Here is a 20,251-nt window from a genome sequence, read left to right as displayed (position 1 = left end):
CCGCCGGCCCGTGCGGTTGCGGCGGTGGTCGGGTCAGCCGTTGGCGGCCGCTTCCCACTGCCAGCCCGGGACGCGCTCCAGCGAGGCCCGGCGGGCCGCCGGCAGCCTGTTCTCCAGGTGGGCGAGCCGCTGGCCGGCCACCCAGGCCGCCAGCGGGAAACCGTCCGCGGCGAGCTGCCCGTCCGGAACGCGGGTGTGATGATGCTCGGAGCTGAACCGCCGAAGCGCCGTCAGCCCTCGGAGGAACTCGGCGTCCTCAGCCTGTTCCTGAACGGCTGACACCCGCTGGACGCCCCGCCCCAGCAATTCGCGGTGCTTGCCGCCGGTTACTCCGCCGGTCGATCCGGTGACGTGCGGTTCGTGGTTCATCGGCCGGTGATCCTTCCTGCCCGGAAAAGGAGGTCCCCCAAGGAGTCTCCACCTTTTCCGGGCAGGCACCAGCACCAGCCGCTTTCGCGGCCGGGCGTGCTCCTGCGGATCAGTGCGAGCGGGCGGAGTCAGATGTACATGCCGCCGTTGACGCCGATGACCTGACCGGTGACGTAGCCGCCGCCCTCGGAACACAGGAACGAGCAGGCGGCGGCGATGTCCGCGGCGGTCCCGGCGCGGCCGAGCGGGACCATCGACGCAATCAGGTCGACACCGGGGATATCACCGTTGGCCTCCCCCTGGCGCGCCATGGGGGTGTCGACGAGTGTCGGGGGAATGGTGTTCGCGGTGATTCCGTGCGCCGCGAGCTCCACCGCCAAAGATTTCGTCAGCGAGATGACGCCGCCCTTGGACGCGGTGTAGTGCGCCATGTTCGGCGCCCCGGACTGCGCGCTCGACGAGGAGATCGTGACGATCCGGCCCCATTTTCCGTCGATCATCCCGGGAACGGCCGCCTGGACGCAGCTGAACGTCCCGGTGAGATTGACCGCGAGAACCCTGTCCCAGGATTCGGGAGTGAGGTCCAGCAGCGGGCTGAACGACTCGATGCCGGCGCTGGTGACCAGGATCTGCGTCGGCCCGAGTGTGGTGTGGACCTGCTCGAAGCCGGCCCGGACGGACTCCCGGTCGGCGACGTCGACCTCGACCGCGAGCGCCTTGCCGCCCTCGTCGGCCAGTGCCTGCGCCGCCGCGGTGGCGGCCGCCCCGTCACGGTCCAGAACCGCGACGAGGTAGCCGTCGGCGACGAACTGCCTGGCCACGCCGAGGCCGATGCCCGAGGCCCCGCCGGTGACGACCGCGACCCGGCTCACCGCGAGCCGCTCTCGACCGGGGTGAACTCCAGGTGCAGTTCGGTCAGGCCGCGCAGCACCCAGGTCGGCTCGTACTTGAAGCGGCGCTCGCCGACCGGCCCGTGGTGCTCCTCGGAGAGCCGGATGTCCCGGGTGCGGTCGAGGATGCGCTCCAGGCTGATCCTGCCCTCGACCCGGGCCAGCGGCCCACCGGGGCAGGAGTGCACCCCGCGGCCGAAGGCGATGTGCTGACGGACGTTCTTGCGGTCGACGCGGAACTCGTGCGGGCACTCGAAGTGCCGGGGGTCGCGGTTCGCCGCGCCGTTGAGCAGCATGACCGGGGTTCCGGCCGCCACCTCGACCCCGCCGATCGTGGTCGTGCGCCGGGCCAGCCGGAAGTCGGTCTTGACCGGGCTCTCGATCCGCAGCGTCTCCTCGATCAGGTCGGGGATGAGCTCCCGGTGCTCCCGCAGCTCCGTCTGGACCTCGGGGTTCTCGGCGAGGTACTTCAGCACGGCGCCGAGCAGCCGGGCGGTGGTCTCCTGCCCGGCGGCGAACAGGAAGGTGGCGGCGCGGACGACCGCGACGACCTCCGGGGTGCTCCCGTCCGGGTAGGTGGCGCTCGCCATCTGGGTGAGGACGTCGTTGCGCGGGTTCTTGCGCCGGTCCTCGATGTAGCGGGCGAACCAGTCGTCGAGCCACCCCAGCGCGTTCAGCTCACCGTCGCTCTCGCCGCCGCTGCCGATCATTCCCGGGCTGGTGCTGAGCCCGAAGCCCTTCCGGANCCGCTCGTGGTCGGATTCCGGCACGCCGAGGACGTCGGCGACGGCGAGCATCGAGAAAGGCTGCGCGAAGGCCCGGATGAACTCGCACCGCCCGTCGGCGAGGAACTCGTCGAGCTGCCTGTCCGCCAGGCCCCAGATGAACTGCTCGTTCTCCTGGAGCCTTTTCGGTGTCAGCATGCGCAGGACGAGCGCCCGCTCGTTGGTGTGCATGGGCGGGTCCATCGTGACCATGTGCTCGTTCATCGGGATCTGGTCACGGTACTGGTCGATGATGTCGCCGACGTCATCACCCTCCAGCGGGACGGGAAACGTCGCGAAGGGGCCGATCACCGAGTTGCACGAGGAGAACGTGTCCACGTCGCGGTAGACTTCGGTCGCCTCGGCGTAACCTGTCACGGCCACGACGCCGAGATGCGGCAACGGCAGCACCGGGCAGGCGGAACGCAGGTCGTCGAAATACGGGTACGGGTTCTCGACGAGCGATTCATCGTTGAAGAAGTCGATCGTCTTCCAGTCGGTCAACCCGTTCTCCTCCCGAGCAGTGGAATGCGCAACGAGCGGCCGGTGTGTCGATGTCCTCGGCCGAGGTTCTTTGGCGAGTGCCCAAACCGTGCGCTGGGTACCTGTCTAGCACAGATCGGACATTGGGGGCAACCGGCCGCGGGCCGCTTCCTGTCACGGGCGGGAAGTGGCGCTCTCGCACCGGCCGGCCTCGACACCCCGGCGTGCGGAAACTGGATTCTCGACGCGGCGGCCGCCGCGGGCGAGGCCGCTGGCGCGGGGTTTCCTGCCGCGGAGGTGGGGCGATAAGGAACCGTGGCGCGGACCGGGGGTGCGCCTATCCTGCCGGTATGTCAGTTCCGGCGGGTGGTGCGCGCCGCCGCGGGGCACGGTCGGCGGCCGGGCTCGGTCTTCTCACCGTGGCCCTGGCCGTGTTCCTGGTCGCCTGCGGCCACGGCGAGCGGCGCGCCGGGCAGACGCGCCAGCGTCCCGGCGGTCCCGGGCCCGCACCGTCCACGTCGGCGGCCGGGATTCCGGTCGGGCGGTCGAGCTTCACCCTCACCGTGGCCGGGGCGGAACGAACGGTGCGCCTCTACCGGCCCGCCGGGCTGACCGAGCCGGCGCCGCTGGTGGTGATGCTGCACGGTGGGTACGGCAGTGGCGCCCAGGCCGAGACCAGCTACCGGTGGGACGAGGCGGCCGAGAGCGGCGGATTCCTCGCCGCCTTCCCCGACGGGACGAACCGTTCCTGGAACGCCGGCGGCGGGTGCTGTGGGCCGGCAGCCGAGTCCAATGTCGATGACGTGGGGTTCCTCCGGGAGATGGTCGCGGCACTGCACAGCCGGATCGAGATCGACCCGCGTCGCAGGTTCGTCACCGGTATGTCGAACGGCGGGGCGATGGCCTACCGGATGGCCTGCCAGGCAGACCTCTTCGCCGCGGTCGGAGCGGTTTCGACCACGATGCTGGTGGACTGCCCCGCGCCCGCGAGGGCCTCGATCCTGCACATCCACGGCAGGGATGACCACTCGATCCGCTACGACGGCGAGGTGGGAGAGCCCTTCAGCCGGCGCCAGCAGGGCATCGACGGCCCGCCCGTCCCCGCGGTGCACGAGGCCTGGCAGGCCCTCGACGGCNGCCAGCCGCCGCTGGTGAGTATCACCGGGGTACTGACGACCTCGACCGCGAGTTGCCTCGACGGGCGGGCCGTCGAACTGGTCACGATCGAGGGCGCGGGGCACCAGTGGCCCGGATCGGAGCCGAACAGGCTGACCCAGCTGCTGGGTGCCGACGAACCGTCGACGGCCCTCGACGCGACCGGGCGCATCTGGGAGTTCTTCGCCGCGCATCCCGCCCCCGCGGGCTGAGCCGGCCACCCGTCGCCGGCTGTCGCCGGCTACCAGCGATCGTGGTGCAGGACGTTCTCCAGCGGTTCCCGCGGAGCCGGGCGGAAGTCGGTGCCGATGGTGTGGGCGACCGGGATGAGCGCCCCCTGGCTGTAGCCCGGCGGGATGCCGAGGAGCTCCGCGACCTCACGGGCATAGGCGAGGTGCAGCGTCGTCCAGGCGGTGCCGAGCCCGCGCAGGCGTGCCGCGAGCATGAAGCTCCAGACGGCCGGAAGCAGGGAGCCCCAGAAGCCCGCCTGCTGCTCGGGCGGCACGGCCGCGACGTCACCCTGCAGGCAGGGGATCACCAGAACCGGCACGCGATGCAGGTTCTCGGTGAGGTGGCGCGCGGAATCGGTCACCCTGGCCTGGGTCGCGGCGCGCTCGCCCTGGTACCTGGCGTTCGCCTTCTCGGCCGCCTGCAGATACGCCGTGGCGCTCTCGCGGTAGTACCGGGCGACGCCGGCCCGCAACTGCGGGTCGGTGACGACGATCCAGTGCCAGCCCTGCCGGTTCGACCCGCTCGGCGCCTGCAGCGCGATCCGCAGGCACTCCTCGATCAGCGCGGGTTCGACGGGCCGGTCCAGGTCGAGCCGTTTACGGACGCTGCGCGTCGTGGTCAGCAGTTCCTCGGCAGTCAGGTCGAGCAGGGCCACCGGACACTCCTCCTGCGCGGGCGTCCGGGAGTCTCCAGCCGTGTCCGGCCGCATCCGCGGGCGCGCGCTCTGTGTGGGAACAGGCGACAGGGAGACGGTAGCGGCTGTGGCCGGTCGGAGTGGTGCGACCACGCGGCCACGCGGCCGCGGCGTCGCCGACCGACCGGCCGGGCGGGAAGGGGTTCCAGATAGCAGTGCGCTCAGCCGGTGGGAATCCGTCCGAACCACAGGAACGGGTCGTCACCGGTCAGCACTCCGGCCGTCAGGATGACCGCCGCGCAGGTCAGGACGGGCACGACGACCAGGCGTTCGACCCTGCCGTCAGTCCGGGGCACCAGGACGGTCTCCATCCGCCAGTTCACCGGCCAGAGCAGCGGGCAGCCGCGTGGTGTCAGGCAGTCCCCGAGCAGATGAGCCAGGCAGCCGAGGGCCACGGCGTAGCCGGCGAATCCCATGTCGAGATCGTGCATGAGGTAGACGGCGGCGCCGGCGGCCGCGCAGTCCTTCAGACCCGACCAGACCTCGTGGCCGGTGAAGTCCAGGCCGAGGCCGCGCAGGCCGAAGCCCACGAGCACGAACAGAGCCGCCCACCAGCCGTAGCGGAAATACTCCGCCAGCAGCCCCATGAGGAGTCCCATGGCGGCGGCGAAGACGAGCGAGTGGGTGGCGTGCCGGTGCCCGCCGGACGCGCGGTTCACCCACCGGCAGAGCGTCTTCGTGATCGGCCCCAGCGTGTTCGCGATCCGCCCGGACGGATGGTCGATGTCCGGCAGCAGCCCGGCGCCGGCCGCCACCACCGCGCCGGCGACCATCTGCCCGGCCGACAGCGACAGCGCGTGCGAACCCAGCCACTCCTCCCGGGTCAGCACGGGCACGGCCGCCAGCCAGAGCACCGCCCCACTCATAACGTGCGTCTGCCCCATCACGTCGGATCAGTCCCAATGATCAGCACCGGCGGACTTTAGCCTGTTCAGCGCCCACAGTGCACGTGACGCGCCAAAGAGACATCCCGCCCGGGCGGACGGGGCGAGGGTTCAGGCCCCGCCCCGCCCCGCCCCGCCCGGCTGGATCGGCTGCTGGATCGGTTGGATCAGTTCTGATCAGAGCCGGTTGCCGCAGAAGTTCGGGCTCACCACATCAAATCCGTCCCCAGCCGCGTTGACTTGCGAGAACGAGTAGCATTCCTCGACCTTCCCGAAGTCGGCCTCGAAGTCGACCGCGTTGAGGAGGCCGCCGGCCTCGTAGCCCTTCACCGCGCGGAGCCGGTCGATGAAGTCCTGGCNGGTCGGGCACTCGCCCGCCTCCTGCAGGCCACGGACGAAGATGTCCGCGATGATGTAACCGACCAGCGCCAGGGTCTGGTTCGCGTCCTGGATCTCGGGCGCGTAGGTGGACATGGCCTTGCGGTAGGCCTCGGTCGCCGGGGACTCCAGCTCCAGCGGGAGGTAGCTGGTAAAGGTCGTCACCCCGACCAGATCGGAACCGTGCTGGGCGAGCAGTTCCTTGCTGGGGGCCTCGCTGGAGCTGAGAACGACCTTCGGCGTGATCCCTTCCTGCCGCAGGGCGGCAAGAACCTTCGCCAGGCCGCTGGCGCCGATTGTGCTGACGNGGGTGTCGTAGCCCTCCGTCCGCATGCGCCGTACGATCGTGCTGATCTGGCTCGGGGACGGATCGTTGTCGATGCCCAGCGACGTGGTGGTCGCGCCGACCGCCTCAAGGCTCGTGGTGAACTGCGCGGCGAGCGAGATCGACACGATGGTGTCGAGGGCGTTGTAGACGACCAGTGCGTTCGTCCCGCCCTGGTCGCGCACGTACCTCCNGAAGGTGTCCACCGTGCCGTCACCGGTGAAGTTGTAGGCGAAGGTGAACATGTTGCGGTACGAGGTCCACGTCTTTTCCACCGCGAGACCGACGACCGGAACGCCCGCCTCCGCGAGATAGGCGGCACCGCCCGAAGTGACCACACTGGCCTCGATGATCCCGAAGACCTGCCCACTCTGGACCAGTTTCTCGCTGATGGCGAGGTTGACGTCCGCCCGCGCCTCATCATTGCGCCATTCGTAGGCCAGCCGGCGTCCGTGTACCCCACCGGCGGCGTTCTCGGCCCCGAACCGGGCGTCCACCCCGGCCCGCAACGGAGTGAAGATGTCGGCGCCGAGGCCCGAATCCGGATACAGCAGGCCCGCCCTGACCTCGCGCGCGGTCACTCCCGGCGAGTCACAGGCCGCGGCCGCCTGTTCCGAGTCTCCCTGGCACGCCGACAGCGATGTCATGCCGAGCAGCGCAGCGGCACAACATAAAGAAAAAAATCTGGTCCTCACTATCCGAATCTCCCGGGGAAGTGGCGTGGTTCCTGTCAGACGTTGCCCTTTTCTGGCCGCCAGCGTAGCGGACCACATCTGCCCGCCGTCGGCGCGGTCGCCTGGCCTGAGTAGCGTTCGGGCGCCGATCCGAAAAGGCCAGCCGCCGGGCATCCGCACCAAAACCGCTGCTCACCGCCGCCGTGTTCGCTGGCACGTCGGGACCTTCGTCCACCGCCGGCTTACCTATCGGACGGTTAGTTGCGGCCCTGGCGCCGTTCCGTGCTGCGTGAATCACATCTGATCAGGCTCGTCAATGCGGCGACTGATCTCGTTGACCCTGGTTGGTGGCCGGTAGTTCCGCTTGCGGCCGCCGTCGGGGTCCGGAGGCGCTTGTTGAAGGTGGGGAGAACAGGCTCTAGGGTTCCGGGAGTCATGACTGCCGGGCGGCGAAGCCGTTGCCGGCAGCACCCTGTTCGCTTCCCGCTCCCTTCCGAGCCGCGGGGCATCGGAATCGGCGTACCGGGAACGGCGGTTGCGGGAACGGAAGCCGGCGCGGCGGAACCAGGGACCAGCGGAACCAGGAGGCCTCCAGATGAAGGCGACCGCGGCGGTGCTGCGACAGGCGACAGAACCGTATCTGCTCGAGGACGTGGATCTCGACCCGCCGGGTCCAGGTGAGCTGCTGGTCCGGGTCGTGGGCGCGGGCATGTGCCACTCGGACGTGCTGCCGCGCCAGACGGGGGCGCTCACACCGCCGCCGGTGATCACCGGGCACGAGGGGGCCGGTGTGGTCGAGGCCGTCGGGGCCGGCGTGCAGCGGGTGTCGGTGGGCGACCACGTCGTCCTGTCCTACGACTCCTGCGGTGAGTGCGAGAACTGCCAACGGGGTCTGCCGCCCTACTGCGACACGTTCGTCGCCCGCAACATGCTCGGCCGGCGCGTCGACGGATCGACCGGCGCCTACGACGCGCAGGGCGAGGGGGTGCCGGCCCGGTGGTTCGGCCAGTCCTCATTCGCCACCTACTGCCTTGCGACCGAGCGCAACGCGGTCGTGGTCGATCGGGACCTGCCGCTGGAGAAACTGGGGCCGCTGGGATGCGGAATGCTGACCGGCGCCGGGACGGTGCTCGTCGGGATGAACATCGGACCGGGGGCCAGTCTCGTCGTTTTCGGCGCGGGCGCGGTGGGCCTGGCCGCGGTGATGGCGGCACGTGTGGTGGGCGCTTCCCCCATCATCGCCGTCGACCTCCATCAGAGCCGGCTGGACCTCGCCAGTGAGCTGGGCGCCACCCATGTCATCGACGGGTCCGGCACCGGGCTCCTGCGGCAGATCCGGAAGCTCACCGGCGGCGGGGCGAACTTCAGCATCGACACGACCGGAAACGTGGCCGTGGCGGCCAAGGCTGTCGGCGCGCTGCGCACGACCGGCCACTGCGGTCTCGTCGGACTTCAGCACGAACCCTTCGTCCTCGATCCGGCGGCGCTGCTCGGAAAGACCGCTTCCGGGATCATCGAGGGTGGGGCCGATCCCCAGATCCTCATTCCACGGCTGATCGACCTGTGGCGGGAGGGTCGCTTCCCCTTCGACCGGCTCATCGAGACGTTCCCGCTCGCGGAGATCAACGAGGCGGAGAAGGCGTCGCTCTCCGGCGCGGTCGTCAAGCCGGTGCTGCTCCCGCCCGCGGCCGGCTGAGGCGACCCGCTGACGGCGGCCGGTTGCGATCGACGGTTGCGATCGACGGTTGCGATCGACGGCTGCGATCGACCGGCGAAACCTGCCGCCCGTCCGGTTCGCCGGCCGCCACGGAGTCGACGGAAACACGCCGCTGCGGCAACAGACGCGGTGGTGTCGGTGTGACTGTTGTGAGTGTCACACATCCGGTATGGCGATGGAGGGTCGCGGCCATCGGGGTGGAAGTGCCAACCCGGCCGAGCGTCAGGCAACGCTGAACCGGGCCGCGCGGCGGTGAGGTGGCGGGAGAACAGCGCGGTGCCGGATTGTGGTGCCGAGTGAATTTGCAGGCCGGACCATCGATACCCGCGGAACAGGTGAGTGGCGCGGGGCCGCGGGGGCATCGGCGCACAGTGGGCGGCGCTCGCCGGGGCCTCGCGCGGAATGTCGTCCGCGCGGGTTCCTGCCCGGTCGGGGTGACGGGCAGGGCCGCCGGGGAGTGGCCGCGGTCGTCGGTGGGCCGCCCGGCCGATGCGCATGGACGCCGGCCGGTGCCTGCCTGCTCGCGGCTGCGCCGAGCCCGCGTTTCGCCGACCAGCCGTAGTGATCACGTAGGTGTGTCGGATGAACACTTCAGGTGAGTTCTCCCGGAACCCGGCCGGGATATGGACACCGGGCGTTCCCTTCCTGTCGGACAGCAGATCGCGCGGTTGGAGTCATCCCAACCGGGAGGCAACGAGGTCCGTGAAGCCGGCTGCGTGCGGGGGCGGTGCGACGCGGGAATCCGCCGCCGTATAGCCTCAAACCAGGATCGCGCGGATTTGATTTCCCCAGGTCACTTCCGTGAGTCGCGGCCCGCCCCCGACCGCATCTGCTGTTCTGTCGTGCGGAGAACCCGGGTACCCGGAAAAGAAGGAAACTTCATGCCCATCCGAATCTCGTATATTGGCCTGCGCCGGCCGGCGGTGCTGCTGGTCGCGGCCCTGCTCGCTATCGCGGCCTGTTCCAACTCCACCTCCTCCGGCGGGTCGGAGAATACCGGCCCGACCGTGGACAACGGAGCTCCCGGCGTCACCGCCTCGGACATACGTTTTGCTGTCGTGGGTACACGGACGAACAATCCGCTGGGTACCTGCATCCTGGACTGCTTCAAGCAGGGAATCGAAGCCTACTTCGCCTACCGCAACAGCGACGGCGGTGTGCACGGGCGGAAACTTGTGGTCGCCAGGGACCTCGACGACCAGCTGGGCAAGAACCAGCAGCGGGCGCTCGAGATCCTGGCGAAGAACGACGTGTTCGCCACGTTCGACGCGTCCCAGCTACCCAGCNGGTGGGGTGATCTGACCAAGGCGGGAATGCCGCTGTACGTGTGGCCGATCCACCCCGACGAGATGGACGGCCAGAAGTCGATATTCGGTGCCTTCGCGGCGCCCTGCCAGGACTGCATCGACCGCGCGTATCCGTACACGGCCAGGCTGGCGGGCGTGCACAAGGTCGCGGTGCTCGGCTACGGCGTGACCGAGAACTCGAAGAAGTGCGTCGGCACCGTGGCCGGCTCGATCGAGAAGTACAAGGGCGACACGGGGCAGGAAGTCGTCTACAAGAACGACTCCCTGGCCTTCGGCCTGGCGAACGGAGTCGGTCCCGAGGTTTCGGAGATAAAGAAGTCCGGCGCCGAGATCGTCATGACCTGCCTGGACATGAACGGGATGAAGACCCTGGCGCAGGAACTCGCCCGGCAGGGGATGGGCGACATCCCGACGTTGTCGCCGAACAGCTATGACGCGAAGTTCGTCAGCGATGCCGGGGACCTGTTCGAGGGCGACTACGTCGGCGTCGCCTTCCGCCCCTTCGAGGCGACGGCGGAGGGCACCGGCCTGGAGCCCTTCCTGGAGTGGATCGGGAAGAACGACGCCCAGCCGACCGAGCTGGCGATGTACGGCTGGATCGTCGCCGACATCGCCTACCAGGGGATCAAGGCCGCCGGGCCGTCGTTCACCCGGGCCTCGGTGATCGAGGCGACCAACAAGATCACTGACTATGACGCGGACGGCCTGATCTCGCCGGTCGACTGGAGCCGCCAGCACAACCGCCCCACGCCCGAGGACCCGATCACCAACGGCGCGAAGCAGGACTGCCGGCTGGTGGTGAAGGTCAAGGGCGGCAAGTTCGAGATCGTCGGCGGCACCAGGGAGAAGCCCTTCGTGTGCTGGCCGACGGAGAACGGCACCTGGAGCGAGCCCACCNTGGCGACGTTCTGAGCTGATCACGCGGCCCGGCGTGATTCGCCGCCGGGACCGCTGGCCCGGGGGGTGCGCGGTCGGTAGCCTGCCGGATGCGGCGCGGTCTTCCGCCCGCCGGGGAAGCCCGGCGGGCGTCCGGTGCCGGGTGCACCGAACCTGACGTGCGGCCCGGAGCAGAAGGAGAGGCGGAAAGCCCATGCGGATCGGCATGCCGCTCAACTACAGCGGTGGCTTCACCGAGACCGTCACCGAACTCGGTGACTTCGAGAAGGCCGGGCTCGGGATCGTCTTCGTGCCCGAGGCGTACTCGTTCGACGCGGTCAGCCAGCTCGGCTTTCTGGCGGCGCGCACCGAACGCCTCGAGATCGCCTCGGGAATCCTGCCGATCTACACCCGCACCCCCACGTTGACGGCGATGACGGCGGCGGGCCTCGACTTCGTCTCCGGTGGCCGTTTCACGCTCGGTATCGGAGCCTCCGGGCCGCAGGTGATCGAGGGATTCCACGGCGTGCCCTACGACGCTCCGCTGGCCCGCACGCGTGAGGTCGTCGAGATCTGCCGGGCAGTGTGGCGGCGGGAGAAGGTCGAGTACGACGGCCGCTACTACACACTCCCGCTGCCTCCCGAGCGCGGAACCGGTCTGGGGAAGCCACTCAAGATCATCAATCGCCCGGTCCGGGAGCGGATTCCGGTGCTGCTCGCCGCCATCGGCCCGAAGAACGTGGCGATGGCCGCCGAGATCGCCGAGGCGTGGGAGCCGTTCTTCTTCCACCCGGAGAAGGCCGGCGAGGTGTGGGGGCAGTCCCTGGCCGAGGGGGCCGCCCGGCGCGCGTCCGAACTCGGCCGCCTGGACGTCGTCGTCGCCGCCCCGCTCGCGATCGGGGAGGACACGGAGCACCTGCTCGATCTGATGCGCCCGACCGTCGCGCTCTACATCGGCGGAATGGGGGCGAAGGGCCGGAACTTCTACAACGATCTCGCCCGGCGGTACGGCTATGTCCGGGAGGCCGAACTCATCCAGGATCTGTATCTGGCCGGTAAGAAGAAGGAGGCCGAGGCGGCCGTGCCGGTGGAGCTGCTGCGTGCGACCGCGCTCATCGGGTCACCAGGTCACATCCGGGAGCGGTTGGCCGCCTACGCGGAGGCCGGTGCGACGACGTTGAACGTCACCCCACTGGCCGGTGACCACCGTTCCCGGGTGGCGGCCATCGAGCAGGTCCGCGACTGGGCCTCCTGAGCGCCGGGTCGCCGGGCCGCCTGCCCGCCCGGGTTGCTGGCCCGGCTGTGTCGCTGGCCCGGCTGTGTTGCCTGAAGCCCCGCCAGCGGTCCGCGGGCTCGGTGCGGATGAGTGTGACCAGGTGCCGTGATTTGCTGGAGGAACGGTTGCACGGCAAGCCCACGGCTGCCGCCAAGGTCCGGGACACGAGGGGACACATCAGCCGGTGAGTTCGCGGGAACGGGTGTCGTTCGAGGGGATCGGGGTTCAGATCGCGGGTGACCGGTGGGAGCCGGCCACCGGCAGTGCCCGGGGAACGGCGCTGTTGCTGCACGGCGGCGGGCAGACCCGGCATTCGTGGCAGCGGACGGGGGAGCGGCTGGCCCGGCTCGGCTGGGAGGCGATCGCCGTGGACGCGCGTGGTCACGGCGACAGTGAATGGGCCCCCGACGGCGACTACAGCCACCGCACGATGGCTGCCGATCTCCGCGCGATCGTGGGCCAGCTCGGCCGGCGGCCGGTGCTCGTCGGCGCCTCGATGGGGGGCATGGCGGCGCTGATCGCGCAGGGGGCCGACCCTGGTCTGGGCCGCGCGCTGGTCCTGGTGGACATCACGCCGCGGGTCGAGCAGGCGGGCACGGAGAAGATCTTCGCCTTCATGTCCTCGGCACCGGACGGGTTCGCGAGCCTGGAGGAGGCGTCCGCGGCGATCAGCGCCTACAACCCGCACCGGAAGCGGCCGGCCAGCCTCGAAGGCCTGAAGAAGAACCTGCGCCACCGGGACGGACGCTGGTTCTGGCACTGGGATCCCGCCTTCATGACCGTCCGTGACGAGGCGGACCGCCTGCTGGCGGAGCAGGCCGCGATGCGGGAGCAGATCGGTGGGAGTGCCGTGCCGGTGGTCCGGCCCGAACCGCTCTATGCCGCCGCCCGCGAGATCCGGGTGCCGACCCTGCTCGTGCGGGGCCGGCAGTCCGACATCGTCAGCGAGGAGGGTGCGGCCGAGCTTCTGCAGCTCATACCGCACGCCGAGTACGTCGATGTCACCGGTGCCGGCCACATGGTCGCCGGTGACGACAACGACGTGTTCGCCGAACACCTGGGCGAGTTCCTCGGCCGCCTCCCGGCCGCGGCGGGCTGAGTCCGCCGCTGCCGGCCCGATCAGTCCGCCGGATGTGAGATCTGGAACCAGCGGCGCTTCCCGAGCTTCACGGGCGTCGCTTCCGGCCCCACGGCGATGACGGCCTCCGTGTCGTCGATCCGGTCGTCGCCGACGGTCACGCCACCCTGCTGTACGAGCCGGCGCAGGTCACCGTTGGACGGCCCCGTCCCGAGCAGCGTGCGCATCAGATCGAGGATCTTCACCGACGCGGTGTCGATGACGACGTGCTGGGCGTCGGCCGGTACCTGCCGGCGGCTGAAGGTCGTGATGAACCAGTCGCGTTCCGCGGCGGCCGCCGCCTCGCCGTCCCAGCGGGCCACGATGGCGGTGGCCATGTCGTACTTCGCCTCAATGGGAGCGGAATCCTGCTTCGCCAGCACCGCCCGGATCCTGTCCTCGGGAAGGTCGCTGTAGACGGTGAGGTACTGCCCGACATACTGGTCGGGTACCCGCATGAGACGCCCGAACTTCTCTCGGGGGCTGTGGCTGATGGCCACGTAGTTCCCGAGGCTCTTGCTCTGTTTCTCCCCGCCGTCGATACCCGGGGTGATCTTCGTGGTGATGACGACCTGCGGTGCCTGGCCCTCCTTCTCCTGGAGCGAGCGGCCCATCATCTCGTTGAAAAGCTGGTCGCTGCCGATGATCGTCAGGTCGGCCCGCAGGCAGACGGAGTCCCAGCCCTGAATGATCGGGTAGACCAGCTCGTGGGCCGCGATGGACTGACCCTCGCTCATTCGCTTACGGAACATGTCCCGGGAAAGCAGTCGGTCAACCGTCACGCGGGACATGACGGTGAGTAGCTCCGACGGGCTCATCGCGTTCAGCCATTCGGAGTTCGGCCGGATCTCGAGCAGTTCCGGGTCTGTCCGCAGTACCCGGGTCGCCTGTTCCTGGATCTGCTTCGCGTTGGCCGCGATCTCCTCGTGGGAGAGAACCGGCCGGGTCTTGCTCTTCCCGGTGGGGTCGCCGATCTGCGTCGTGAAGTCGCCGAGGAGAAGCACGACCCGGTGCCCGAGATCCTGAAGCGCGCGGTACATCCACAGATTTACCGCGTGGCCGATGTGCAGGTGCGGCGCCGTCAGGTCGACACCGTATTTCATAATCAACTGCCGGCCACTCAGAAGGCGCGTGCGCAGCTCCTCGAGCGTCAGTATCTCGTCGGTCGTACGCGCGAACTCGCTGAGGAGGCGGTCGACGTGCGCCCGGTCATTGATGACAGACATCTGGATCCTTGTGAGAGCTGATAATGGATCATCGTATCATGGCGGGGCCGCGCGGCCCCTGATCCGGGCGGCCGGCCCCGTTGTGAGGTGCCGCGGCAGGCATTGGCCGAAAGTCCGTCCGGGAACTGCCGCCGCAAGTCACGGCAAAACAAACCGAATGACCGCGGCCGGGTTCGGGTGCTCGCCGCCGACGAGTACCTGTCATCGCGCGGACGGCCTGCGCGCCGGACCCGAAGGCCCGGGCCGGCTCCTGGCCGACCCCGGGCCGGGCGGTGTCCGTCGGGCGCCCCGCCCGGGTCTCCCAGGCATCGGCGTCATCTCGGTACTTCGGGATCTCGGTACTTCGGGCTCCGCGGTGCTCCGGCCGGTGGTTCGTCGACTGCGGCGGGCCTGTCCCCGTGGCGCGCCGGAATGAACTCGACAGCGACTCGGCGGCAATTCCGCTATGGACTCCGAAGGGACGGACAACACGTTTGTGTTTGGCGGTCGCCATATCTAACGCAGCCGAATTGGGTAGGTACTGGGGGTAGTGAGAGCAGGTCGTCGATGCCTTTGTTCGGGCTGCATCGAACGCACTGGCTGCTGTCGGGTGCATTTTCTCGGGGGAGCTTGCGGAGCTGCCCACCTGGTGCAATCGGCGCGCTGCGTGTTCGTTAACATGCGGACTGCGTCATCTGTCGAATGAGTAGGCGGGTGGGACCTTCGACGCTCCAGTGGGGGATCCAGTCATCTGCGGCCGCCCGTCCCGGGCTCCGCTGTCCTTGTCGTGTTCGCGTTCGTGTTGGAGAACAAATGACCTTGAGAAGGCCGAAGGGGCTGCCGGGTGCTGTGGTTGCCGTCACATTTCTGGCGGCCATGGTGGGCTGCGGCTCCTCCGACGGCGGTAGCCGGAAGGCATCCTGTAACGGCCCCGGCGTAAGCTCGGATCAGGTCAAGGTCGGCATGGTCCTGTCGGACTCGGGCCCCGGCAGCGAGGCGTTCTCCTCCGCTCGGGCCGGTATGAACGCGAGATTCAAGCTCGCCAACGCGTCGGGTGGGGTGTACGGGCGCCAGATCGCCTACGAATGGCGCGACGACGCCAGCTCCCCGGTGCAGAGCCGCAGCGTCGCCGAAGATCTGGTGCAGAGCCAGTCCGTGTTCGGAATTCTCCCGGTGACCACCGCCTTCGGTGATGCGCTGGAAGGTCTGCGGGACAAGGGAATCCCGGTGGTCGGCTTCGCGTCGCTGTCGGACTGGGCCCGGTACAAGAACTTCTTCTCCTATGGCTATGTCGTCGACCCGGCCCCCATCGGGCGCTATATTCAGCAGGCCGGCGGGAAGAAGGTCGGGTTCGTGATGACCGGTGCCGCCGAGTCCGCGATGAAGACCGCCGAGGAGTACCGACGGTCCTTCGAGGGGCTTGGGCTCGCCACGACCGAGACATTCCCGTATGTGCACGGTGTCGACAGTCCTACTCAGTTTGCCAGGCAGCTGATGTCGGCCGGCGTGGACACGATCATCGGTTTCACGATTCCGACCGACCTGGCCGAGGTCATCGGGGCGGCGCGGAGCCTGAACATGAACCTGCGGGCCAGCGTCTCGCTTGTCGGCTACGACCGCAGCCTGCTGAAGACCTCCGGGCCGGCGATGGCCGGAGTGTCGTTCGACGTGCACTTCCTCCNCTTCGAGTCCGTGGACCCCGCCATCGACCGCTACCGGCAGGCGATGGCCGCGTACTCCCCGGAGACCGAGCCGGAGCAGCAGTTCGCCATGCTGGGGTACATCTACGCGGACATGTTCGTGAAGGGGCTCGAGCAGGCGGGTGAGTGCCCGACCAGGGAGAGCTTCNTGACCGGGCTCCGCGGGGTGCACGACTACACGGCCGGCGGCCTGATCGGCACGGTCGACTTCGCGAACAACGACACCAAGCCGCTGAGCTGCTACGCGTTCGTGCGGATCAACGAGGCGGGCACGGCCTTCGAGGTCGTCGACAAGAACCGCTGTGCCGACGACCCGGTCGAGACCGGCGGCCCGGGCGGGACGAACGGCCGGTAACAGTCAGTAGTGGTCGCCAGCGGTCAGCCCGACGGCCCGCGACGCCCCGGATTCAGCCCGGGGCGTCGCGGGCCGTCGCATGTTCGCCGATCGGTCATGCGGACGGGGTACTCCCGCTAGTCATTAGCACGTTCCACGGCCGCCGAACACCTCTATCTTCAAAAGGGCCGATTTCGTATCCTTGCTGAGGATTCCGCCGTTGTGGTCGGTGCATTGCCGGCGGCGGTGGCAGCGTGGCCGGCCGGGGTGATGCCCGGTGGGGAGTGACGGGTACCGACCTTCTGTGTCGGCGCGTCGGTCATCCACGTTGCCGACTGAAAGGCCGCCCGGNGTCCACCGGCCGGCGAATCGTGGACAATGCAGACTGGAGTTTGTATGGGCTCCCTCACGGAGAAGGTCGCCGTCGTCACCGGCGCCAGCCGCGGAATCGGCCGGGGGATCGCGCTGGCGCTGGCGGACGAGGGCACGACGGTATACGTCACGGGGCGCACGGTGGAACCCGGGTCGCATCCGCTTCCCGGCACGGTGGGGGAGACCGCGGCGGAAGTGGACCGCCGTGGCGGGCGGGGAATCGCGGTACAGGTTGATCACGGTGACGACGATCAGGTCGCGGCGTTGTTCGAACAGGTGCGGCGCGAGCAGGGGCGGCTGGACATCCTGGTCAACAACGCCTTCTCGCTGCCCGAGGACCTGACCGAGCCCAACCCCTTCTGGGAGAAGCCGCTGTCGAACTGGGAGATGGTCGACGTCGGGGTCAGGTCGAACTTTGTCGCCGCCTGGCACGCCGCCCGCCTGATGGTCCCGCAGCGGCAGGGGCTCATCGTGGCGATCTCGGGGTTCGTGGGGGTGACCTACACCTATGGCGTGGTGTTCGGCACCTGCAAGTCCGCGGTTGACCGGATGTCGCGGGACATGGCGGTCGAACTCAAGCCGCACAACGTCGCCTCGGTTTCCCTGTGGCAGGGCCTCACCTTCACCGAACGCGCGCAGCGGAATCTGGCCAGGGATCCCGCCATGAAGGCGCAGACGGTCACCAATCCGGCGATCGGCTGCTCGCCGGAGTTCCCCGGGCGGGTCATCGCCGCCCTTTCCGCGGACCCGCGGATCATGGCGCGTTCCGGCGGCACCTTCATCACCGCCGAGCTTGCGGACGAATACGGCGTCACCGATGTCGACGGCAGGTCGATCCCGTCGATGCGCGCGCAGCGGGGCGCACCCATCTGGTCGCCCGTCTGACCGTCGGTGCAGGTAGCGGCGCCGGTGACGGCGCCGGACCGTGACCTCGCCGGTGTCACCGGGCCGGCCGTGAGTCGCCCTCGGCCCGGTCGCCGGCCCGGTCGCCGACGTCGTCACAGCGCGACCGGCAGGGGGTCCGGCCCCGCGCCGCGGACCATGACCGAAAGCATCTTCCGACTGGAGGAGAGAATGGACAGCAAGTTCGATGCCGAGACCCTTTCCCGGCTCGCCGGGGTGTTGGACCGGCAGGATATCCTCGACTGCCTGACCCGGTTCAGCCGCGGGATGGACAGGTTCGACCGGGAACTCTTTCTCTCGGCGTTCCACGCGGACGCGGTCATCGCCGCCGGGCCCTTCGTCGGCGGGCCCGTGGAGCTGTATGACTGGGCCTCGGCCCTGCACGACCAGGGCCAGTCGGCGACCCACCACAACCTGCTGAACGTCACCTACGACATAGCCGGCGACACGGCGCACACGGAGACGTACTACCTGTTTGTCGGCCGTAACCGGGACGAGACCAACTGGATCGCCGGTGGCCGTTACATCGACCGGTTGGAAAAGCGGGACGGCGCCTGGCGGATCTCGCTGCGGACGAACGCGGTGGAGTGGTCCGGTCTGGTACCCACCCTGGACATCCCGTTCACCGACATCCCGGACATCTTCCTGAACGGAACGCCGGGCCGTGGGCAGGGCGACCCGTCGTACCGCCGGCCGCTGACGAATCTGCGGGATCGGCAGATTCCCTGAGGGCACCGGTCCAGAACTGACGGAGAACCAGACAGGAGGACGGGAGTCGTATGAGTACCGAGGCCGAGGACCTGAAGTACGTTGTCGACCGGGCGCGGATCCGTGACTGTGTCGTCCGGCTCGCCCGCGGCGAGGACCGCCGGGACGCGGAGCTGATCAGCGGCGCCTACTGGCCGGAGGCCACCGACGACCACGGTATTTTCGTCGGCGACCTCAAGGAATACCTCGACTGGGTGGTGCCGGGCGCGGCGGCGATTTCGGTCACCTTACACACGCTGGGGCAGAGCCTGATCGAGGTACAGGGTGACCGGGCCACCGCCGAAACGCATGTCACCGCCTACCACCGGATCGACCTGGGCGACGAAGAACACGACATCGTGATCGGCGGTCGCTATCTGGACAGGCTGGAGGAACGCGGCCGCGAATGGCGCATCGCGCACCGGACGATGCTGTACGACTGGCTGCGCGACTTCGGCCAGTCGGTCGACTGGTCGCAGGGAGTGCTCGGCATGCCGTTCCTCGGCGATCACTATGTCGGCCGGGCGAACGGCGACCACAGCGTGAGCGTCTTCCGGCCGGACGTCGGCTGACCGGTCGGGAAAGGCACGCAGGGCCCGCACCGGGATCCCGGTGCGGGCCCTGCCCGTGCGCGTCAGACCGCCGCGGGGACGTTCATCAGCCGGGCGAGGTTGCCGCCCATCATCTTGCGGACGGTCGGTTCCGGCAGGTGGGCGAGCTCCTCGAGATAGCTCAGCGGGCTGGCCAGGCCCTCCGGGTGCGGATAGTCGGAGCCGAAGAGCACGTGGTCCTCGCCGAGGAGCTCGGCGAGCGCGCCGAGGTCCTCCTCCCAGAACGGGCTGATGTAGATGTTCCGCCGGACCACGTCGACCGGGTTCTCGAGGAAGTCCTGCGGCATCTTCTTGTAGAGGTTCTTCATGGCCGTCAGCAGCGGGGCGACCCAGCTCATCCCGTTCTCGACGATGGCCACCTTCAGCCGCGGGAACCGGGAGAGGGCGCCGTGACACACCAGCGCCGAGACGGCGTCCTCCACCGGGCGCCAGGCCTGCAGCATCTGGAACGTGTTCGNCTGGAACGGCAGCATCTCGCGGTTGCGGCCCATCCAGTCACTGCTGTAGCGGGCGTAGCCGCTGTCGGAGGAGTGCAGGGCGACGAGGATGTCGGCCTCCTGCACCCGCTCCCAGAACGGGTCGAACTCCGGCAGGCCGAACGAGCGCGGCCCGCGCAGGCCCGGCACCGGCGCCGGCCGGATGAGGACGACCTTGGCGCCGCGTTCGAGGACCCACTCGAGTTCCTCGATAGCCCGCTCGACGATGGGCAGCGTGATGACCGGCGTGGTGAAGATCCGGTCGGCGTAGTTGAACTGCCAGGTCTCGTACAGCCATTCGTTCAGTGAGTGCACCACCGCGTGGACGAGGTCCACGTCGTCGCGCATCCGCTCCTCGATGAGGCTGGCCAGCGTCGGGAACATCAGGGTGCGGTCGAGGCCCTGCTCGTCCATCAGCCTGAGGCGGGACGCCGGCTCCCGCCAGGCGTCGATCGAGCGCACCGGCTTGCCGAAGATCTCCCGGGCGGACTTCCCCTCGGGGTTCCCGTGCCGGTAGTACTCCTCCTGCGCGCCCGGCCGCGCCACGACCTCGAAGGTCGGGTTCGGGATGTAGTCGCTGATCTGGCCGCGAACGACGATCTTCGTCCGGCCGTGGACGTCGACGTAGTCGATAGCGCCCTTGTACCGGTCGGGCAGGAACTTGGTGAACGCGTCCTTGGTCTCGTATAAGTGGTTGTCCGCGTCAAAGACCGGAACGTTGTGAGTGGGCATCGCACCTCCTGGTGAAGCTGGCTGGGCTGGG

The 20,251-nt window shown here is 69.0% G+C and carries 13 protein-coding genes and 12 pseudogenes; 12 read left to right on the top strand and 13 right to left on the bottom strand.

Annotation, left to right across the window (positions count from 1 at the left end):
- Positions 1-33 precede the first annotated feature (33 nt).
- The 4 genes and pseudogenes from UG55_RS05215 to UG55_RS32680 form a co-directional block, all read right to left on the bottom strand.
- A complete protein-coding gene (locus UG55_RS05215; protein WP_066063635.1) occupies positions 34-369 on the bottom strand; it encodes a helicase associated domain-containing protein in 336 nt (111 codons plus the stop codon).
- A gap of 128 nt (positions 370-497) precedes the next feature.
- On the bottom strand, positions 498-1,241 hold the full coding sequence (locus tag UG55_RS05210) for an SDR family NAD(P)-dependent oxidoreductase (RefSeq protein WP_066063633.1): 744 nt from the start codon (positions 1,239-1,241) through the stop codon (positions 498-500).
- Positions 1,238-2,004: pseudogene (locus UG55_RS32685) on the bottom strand (cytochrome P450); the annotation flags it as partial. The gene UG55_RS05210 and the pseudogene UG55_RS32685, both read right to left, overlap by 4 nt.
- 1 nt (position 2,005) lies before the next feature.
- A pseudogene (locus UG55_RS32680) lies at positions 2,006-2,527 on the bottom strand (cytochrome P450); the annotation flags it as partial.
- A 50-nt stretch (positions 2,528-2,577) separates the two neighbouring features.
- Between UG55_RS32680 and UG55_RS45155 the strand changes: the two are divergent.
- Positions 2,578-3,642, top strand: a pseudogene (locus UG55_RS45155) (alpha/beta hydrolase family esterase); the annotation flags it as partial.
- Between the two features lie 260 nt (positions 3,643-3,902).
- Here UG55_RS45155 and UG55_RS05195 read toward each other — a convergent pair.
- The 6 genes and pseudogenes from UG55_RS05195 to UG55_RS32655 all read right to left on the bottom strand — a co-directional run.
- A complete protein-coding gene (locus UG55_RS05195; protein ID WP_242423768.1) occupies positions 3,903-4,547 on the bottom strand; it encodes a nitroreductase family protein in 645 nt (214 codons plus the stop codon).
- A 200-nt stretch (positions 4,548-4,747) separates the two neighbouring features.
- Positions 4,748-5,470 carry a metal-dependent hydrolase gene (locus tag UG55_RS05190; protein WP_066063626.1) on the bottom strand — a complete coding sequence of 241 codons (723 nt, stop codon included), beginning with the start codon at positions 5,468-5,470 and terminating at the stop codon, positions 4,748-4,750.
- Between the two features lie 177 nt (positions 5,471-5,647).
- Positions 5,648-5,829: pseudogene (locus tag UG55_RS32670) on the bottom strand (ABC transporter substrate-binding protein); the annotation flags it as partial.
- Position 5,830: 1 nt separating this feature from the next.
- Positions 5,831-6,155, bottom strand: a pseudogene (locus UG55_RS32665) (ABC transporter substrate-binding protein); the annotation flags it as partial.
- 1 nt (position 6,156) lies between these two features.
- Positions 6,157-6,366, bottom strand: a pseudogene (locus UG55_RS32660) (ABC transporter substrate-binding protein); the annotation flags it as partial.
- A gap of 1 nt (position 6,367) precedes the next feature.
- The coding region (locus UG55_RS32655; RefSeq protein WP_242423767.1) for an ABC transporter substrate-binding protein at positions 6,368-6,820 on the bottom strand (453 nt) is incomplete at its 3' end.
- A gap of 622 nt (positions 6,821-7,442) precedes the next feature.
- Here UG55_RS32655 and UG55_RS05180 point away from each other — a divergent pair.
- The 5 genes and pseudogenes from UG55_RS05180 to UG55_RS05165 all read left to right on the top strand — a co-directional run bounded on the left by UG55_RS05180 (position 7,443) and on the right by UG55_RS05165 (position 13,122).
- Positions 7,443-8,543, top strand: a complete 1,101-nt coding sequence (locus tag UG55_RS05180; protein WP_066063621.1) for an NAD(P)-dependent alcohol dehydrogenase — start codon at positions 7,443-7,445, stop codon at positions 8,541-8,543.
- 644 nt (positions 8,544-9,187) lie between these two features.
- A pseudogene (locus UG55_RS46135) lies at positions 9,188-9,850 on the top strand (hypothetical protein); the annotation flags it as partial.
- A 1-nt stretch (position 9,851) separates the two neighbouring features.
- Positions 9,852-10,768, top strand: a pseudogene (locus tag UG55_RS05175) (ABC transporter substrate-binding protein); the annotation flags it as partial.
- Between the two features lie 193 nt (positions 10,769-10,961).
- Positions 10,962-12,002: an LLM class F420-dependent oxidoreductase gene (locus tag UG55_RS05170; RefSeq protein WP_066063617.1), complete on the top strand. Its 1,041-nt coding sequence runs from the start codon at positions 10,962-10,964 to the stop codon at positions 12,000-12,002.
- Positions 12,003-12,207: 205 nt separating this feature from the next.
- Complete coding sequence (locus UG55_RS05165; protein WP_066063615.1) at positions 12,208-13,122, top strand: alpha/beta fold hydrolase; 915 nt, start codon at positions 12,208-12,210, stop codon at positions 13,120-13,122.
- A gap of 20 nt (positions 13,123-13,142) precedes the next feature.
- On the opposite strand, the gene tyrS is transcribed toward UG55_RS05165, so the two are convergent.
- Positions 13,143-14,366 (bottom strand): tyrosine--tRNA ligase, encoded by a 1,224-nt coding sequence (gene tyrS / locus UG55_RS05160; protein WP_066063613.1) that lies wholly within the window; start codon positions 14,364-14,366, stop codon positions 13,143-13,145.
- Positions 14,367-15,047: 681 nt separating this feature from the next.
- Between tyrS and UG55_RS05155 the strand changes: the two are divergent.
- From UG55_RS05155 to UG55_RS05140, 6 genes and pseudogenes are all read left to right on the top strand, one after another.
- Positions 15,048-16,026, top strand: a pseudogene (locus tag UG55_RS05155) (ABC transporter substrate-binding protein); the annotation flags it as partial.
- A 1-nt stretch (position 16,027) separates the two neighbouring features.
- A pseudogene (locus UG55_RS32645) lies at positions 16,028-16,193 on the top strand (ABC transporter substrate-binding protein); the annotation flags it as partial.
- Between the two features lies 1 nt (position 16,194).
- Positions 16,195-16,400, top strand: a pseudogene (locus tag UG55_RS32640) (hypothetical protein); the annotation flags it as partial.
- Between the two features lie 375 nt (positions 16,401-16,775).
- Positions 16,776-17,636, top strand: a complete 861-nt coding sequence (locus UG55_RS05150; protein ID WP_066063610.1) for an SDR family NAD(P)-dependent oxidoreductase — start codon at positions 16,776-16,778, stop codon at positions 17,634-17,636.
- 189 nt (positions 17,637-17,825) lie between these two features.
- On the top strand, positions 17,826-18,383 hold the full coding sequence (locus UG55_RS05145; RefSeq protein ID WP_066063608.1) for a nuclear transport factor 2 family protein: 558 nt from the start codon (positions 17,826-17,828) through the stop codon (positions 18,381-18,383).
- A 50-nt stretch (positions 18,384-18,433) separates the two neighbouring features.
- The gene (locus tag UG55_RS05140) at positions 18,434-18,973 is read left to right on the top strand and encodes a nuclear transport factor 2 family protein (RefSeq protein WP_066063606.1); all 540 of its coding nucleotides are present in this window, start codon (positions 18,434-18,436) and stop codon (positions 18,971-18,973) included.
- A 62-nt stretch (positions 18,974-19,035) separates the two neighbouring features.
- Here the strand turns inward: UG55_RS05140 and UG55_RS32635 are convergent.
- A pseudogene (locus UG55_RS32635) lies at positions 19,036-19,469 on the bottom strand (amidohydrolase family protein); the annotation flags it as partial.
- Position 19,470: 1 nt separating this feature from the next.
- A partial coding sequence (locus tag UG55_RS32630) for an amidohydrolase family protein (RefSeq protein ID WP_242423766.1) occupies positions 19,471-20,220 on the bottom strand: 750 nt, incomplete at its 3' end.
- Positions 20,221-20,251: the final 31 nt, after the last annotated feature.

The organism is Frankia sp. EI5c, assembly GCF_001636565.1.
Classification (GTDB): Bacteria; Actinomycetota; Actinomycetes; order Frankiales; family Frankiaceae; genus Parafrankia.
The sequence above is the reverse complement of the archived record's forward strand: the minus strand, read 5'-3'. Positions and strand labels throughout refer to the sequence as shown.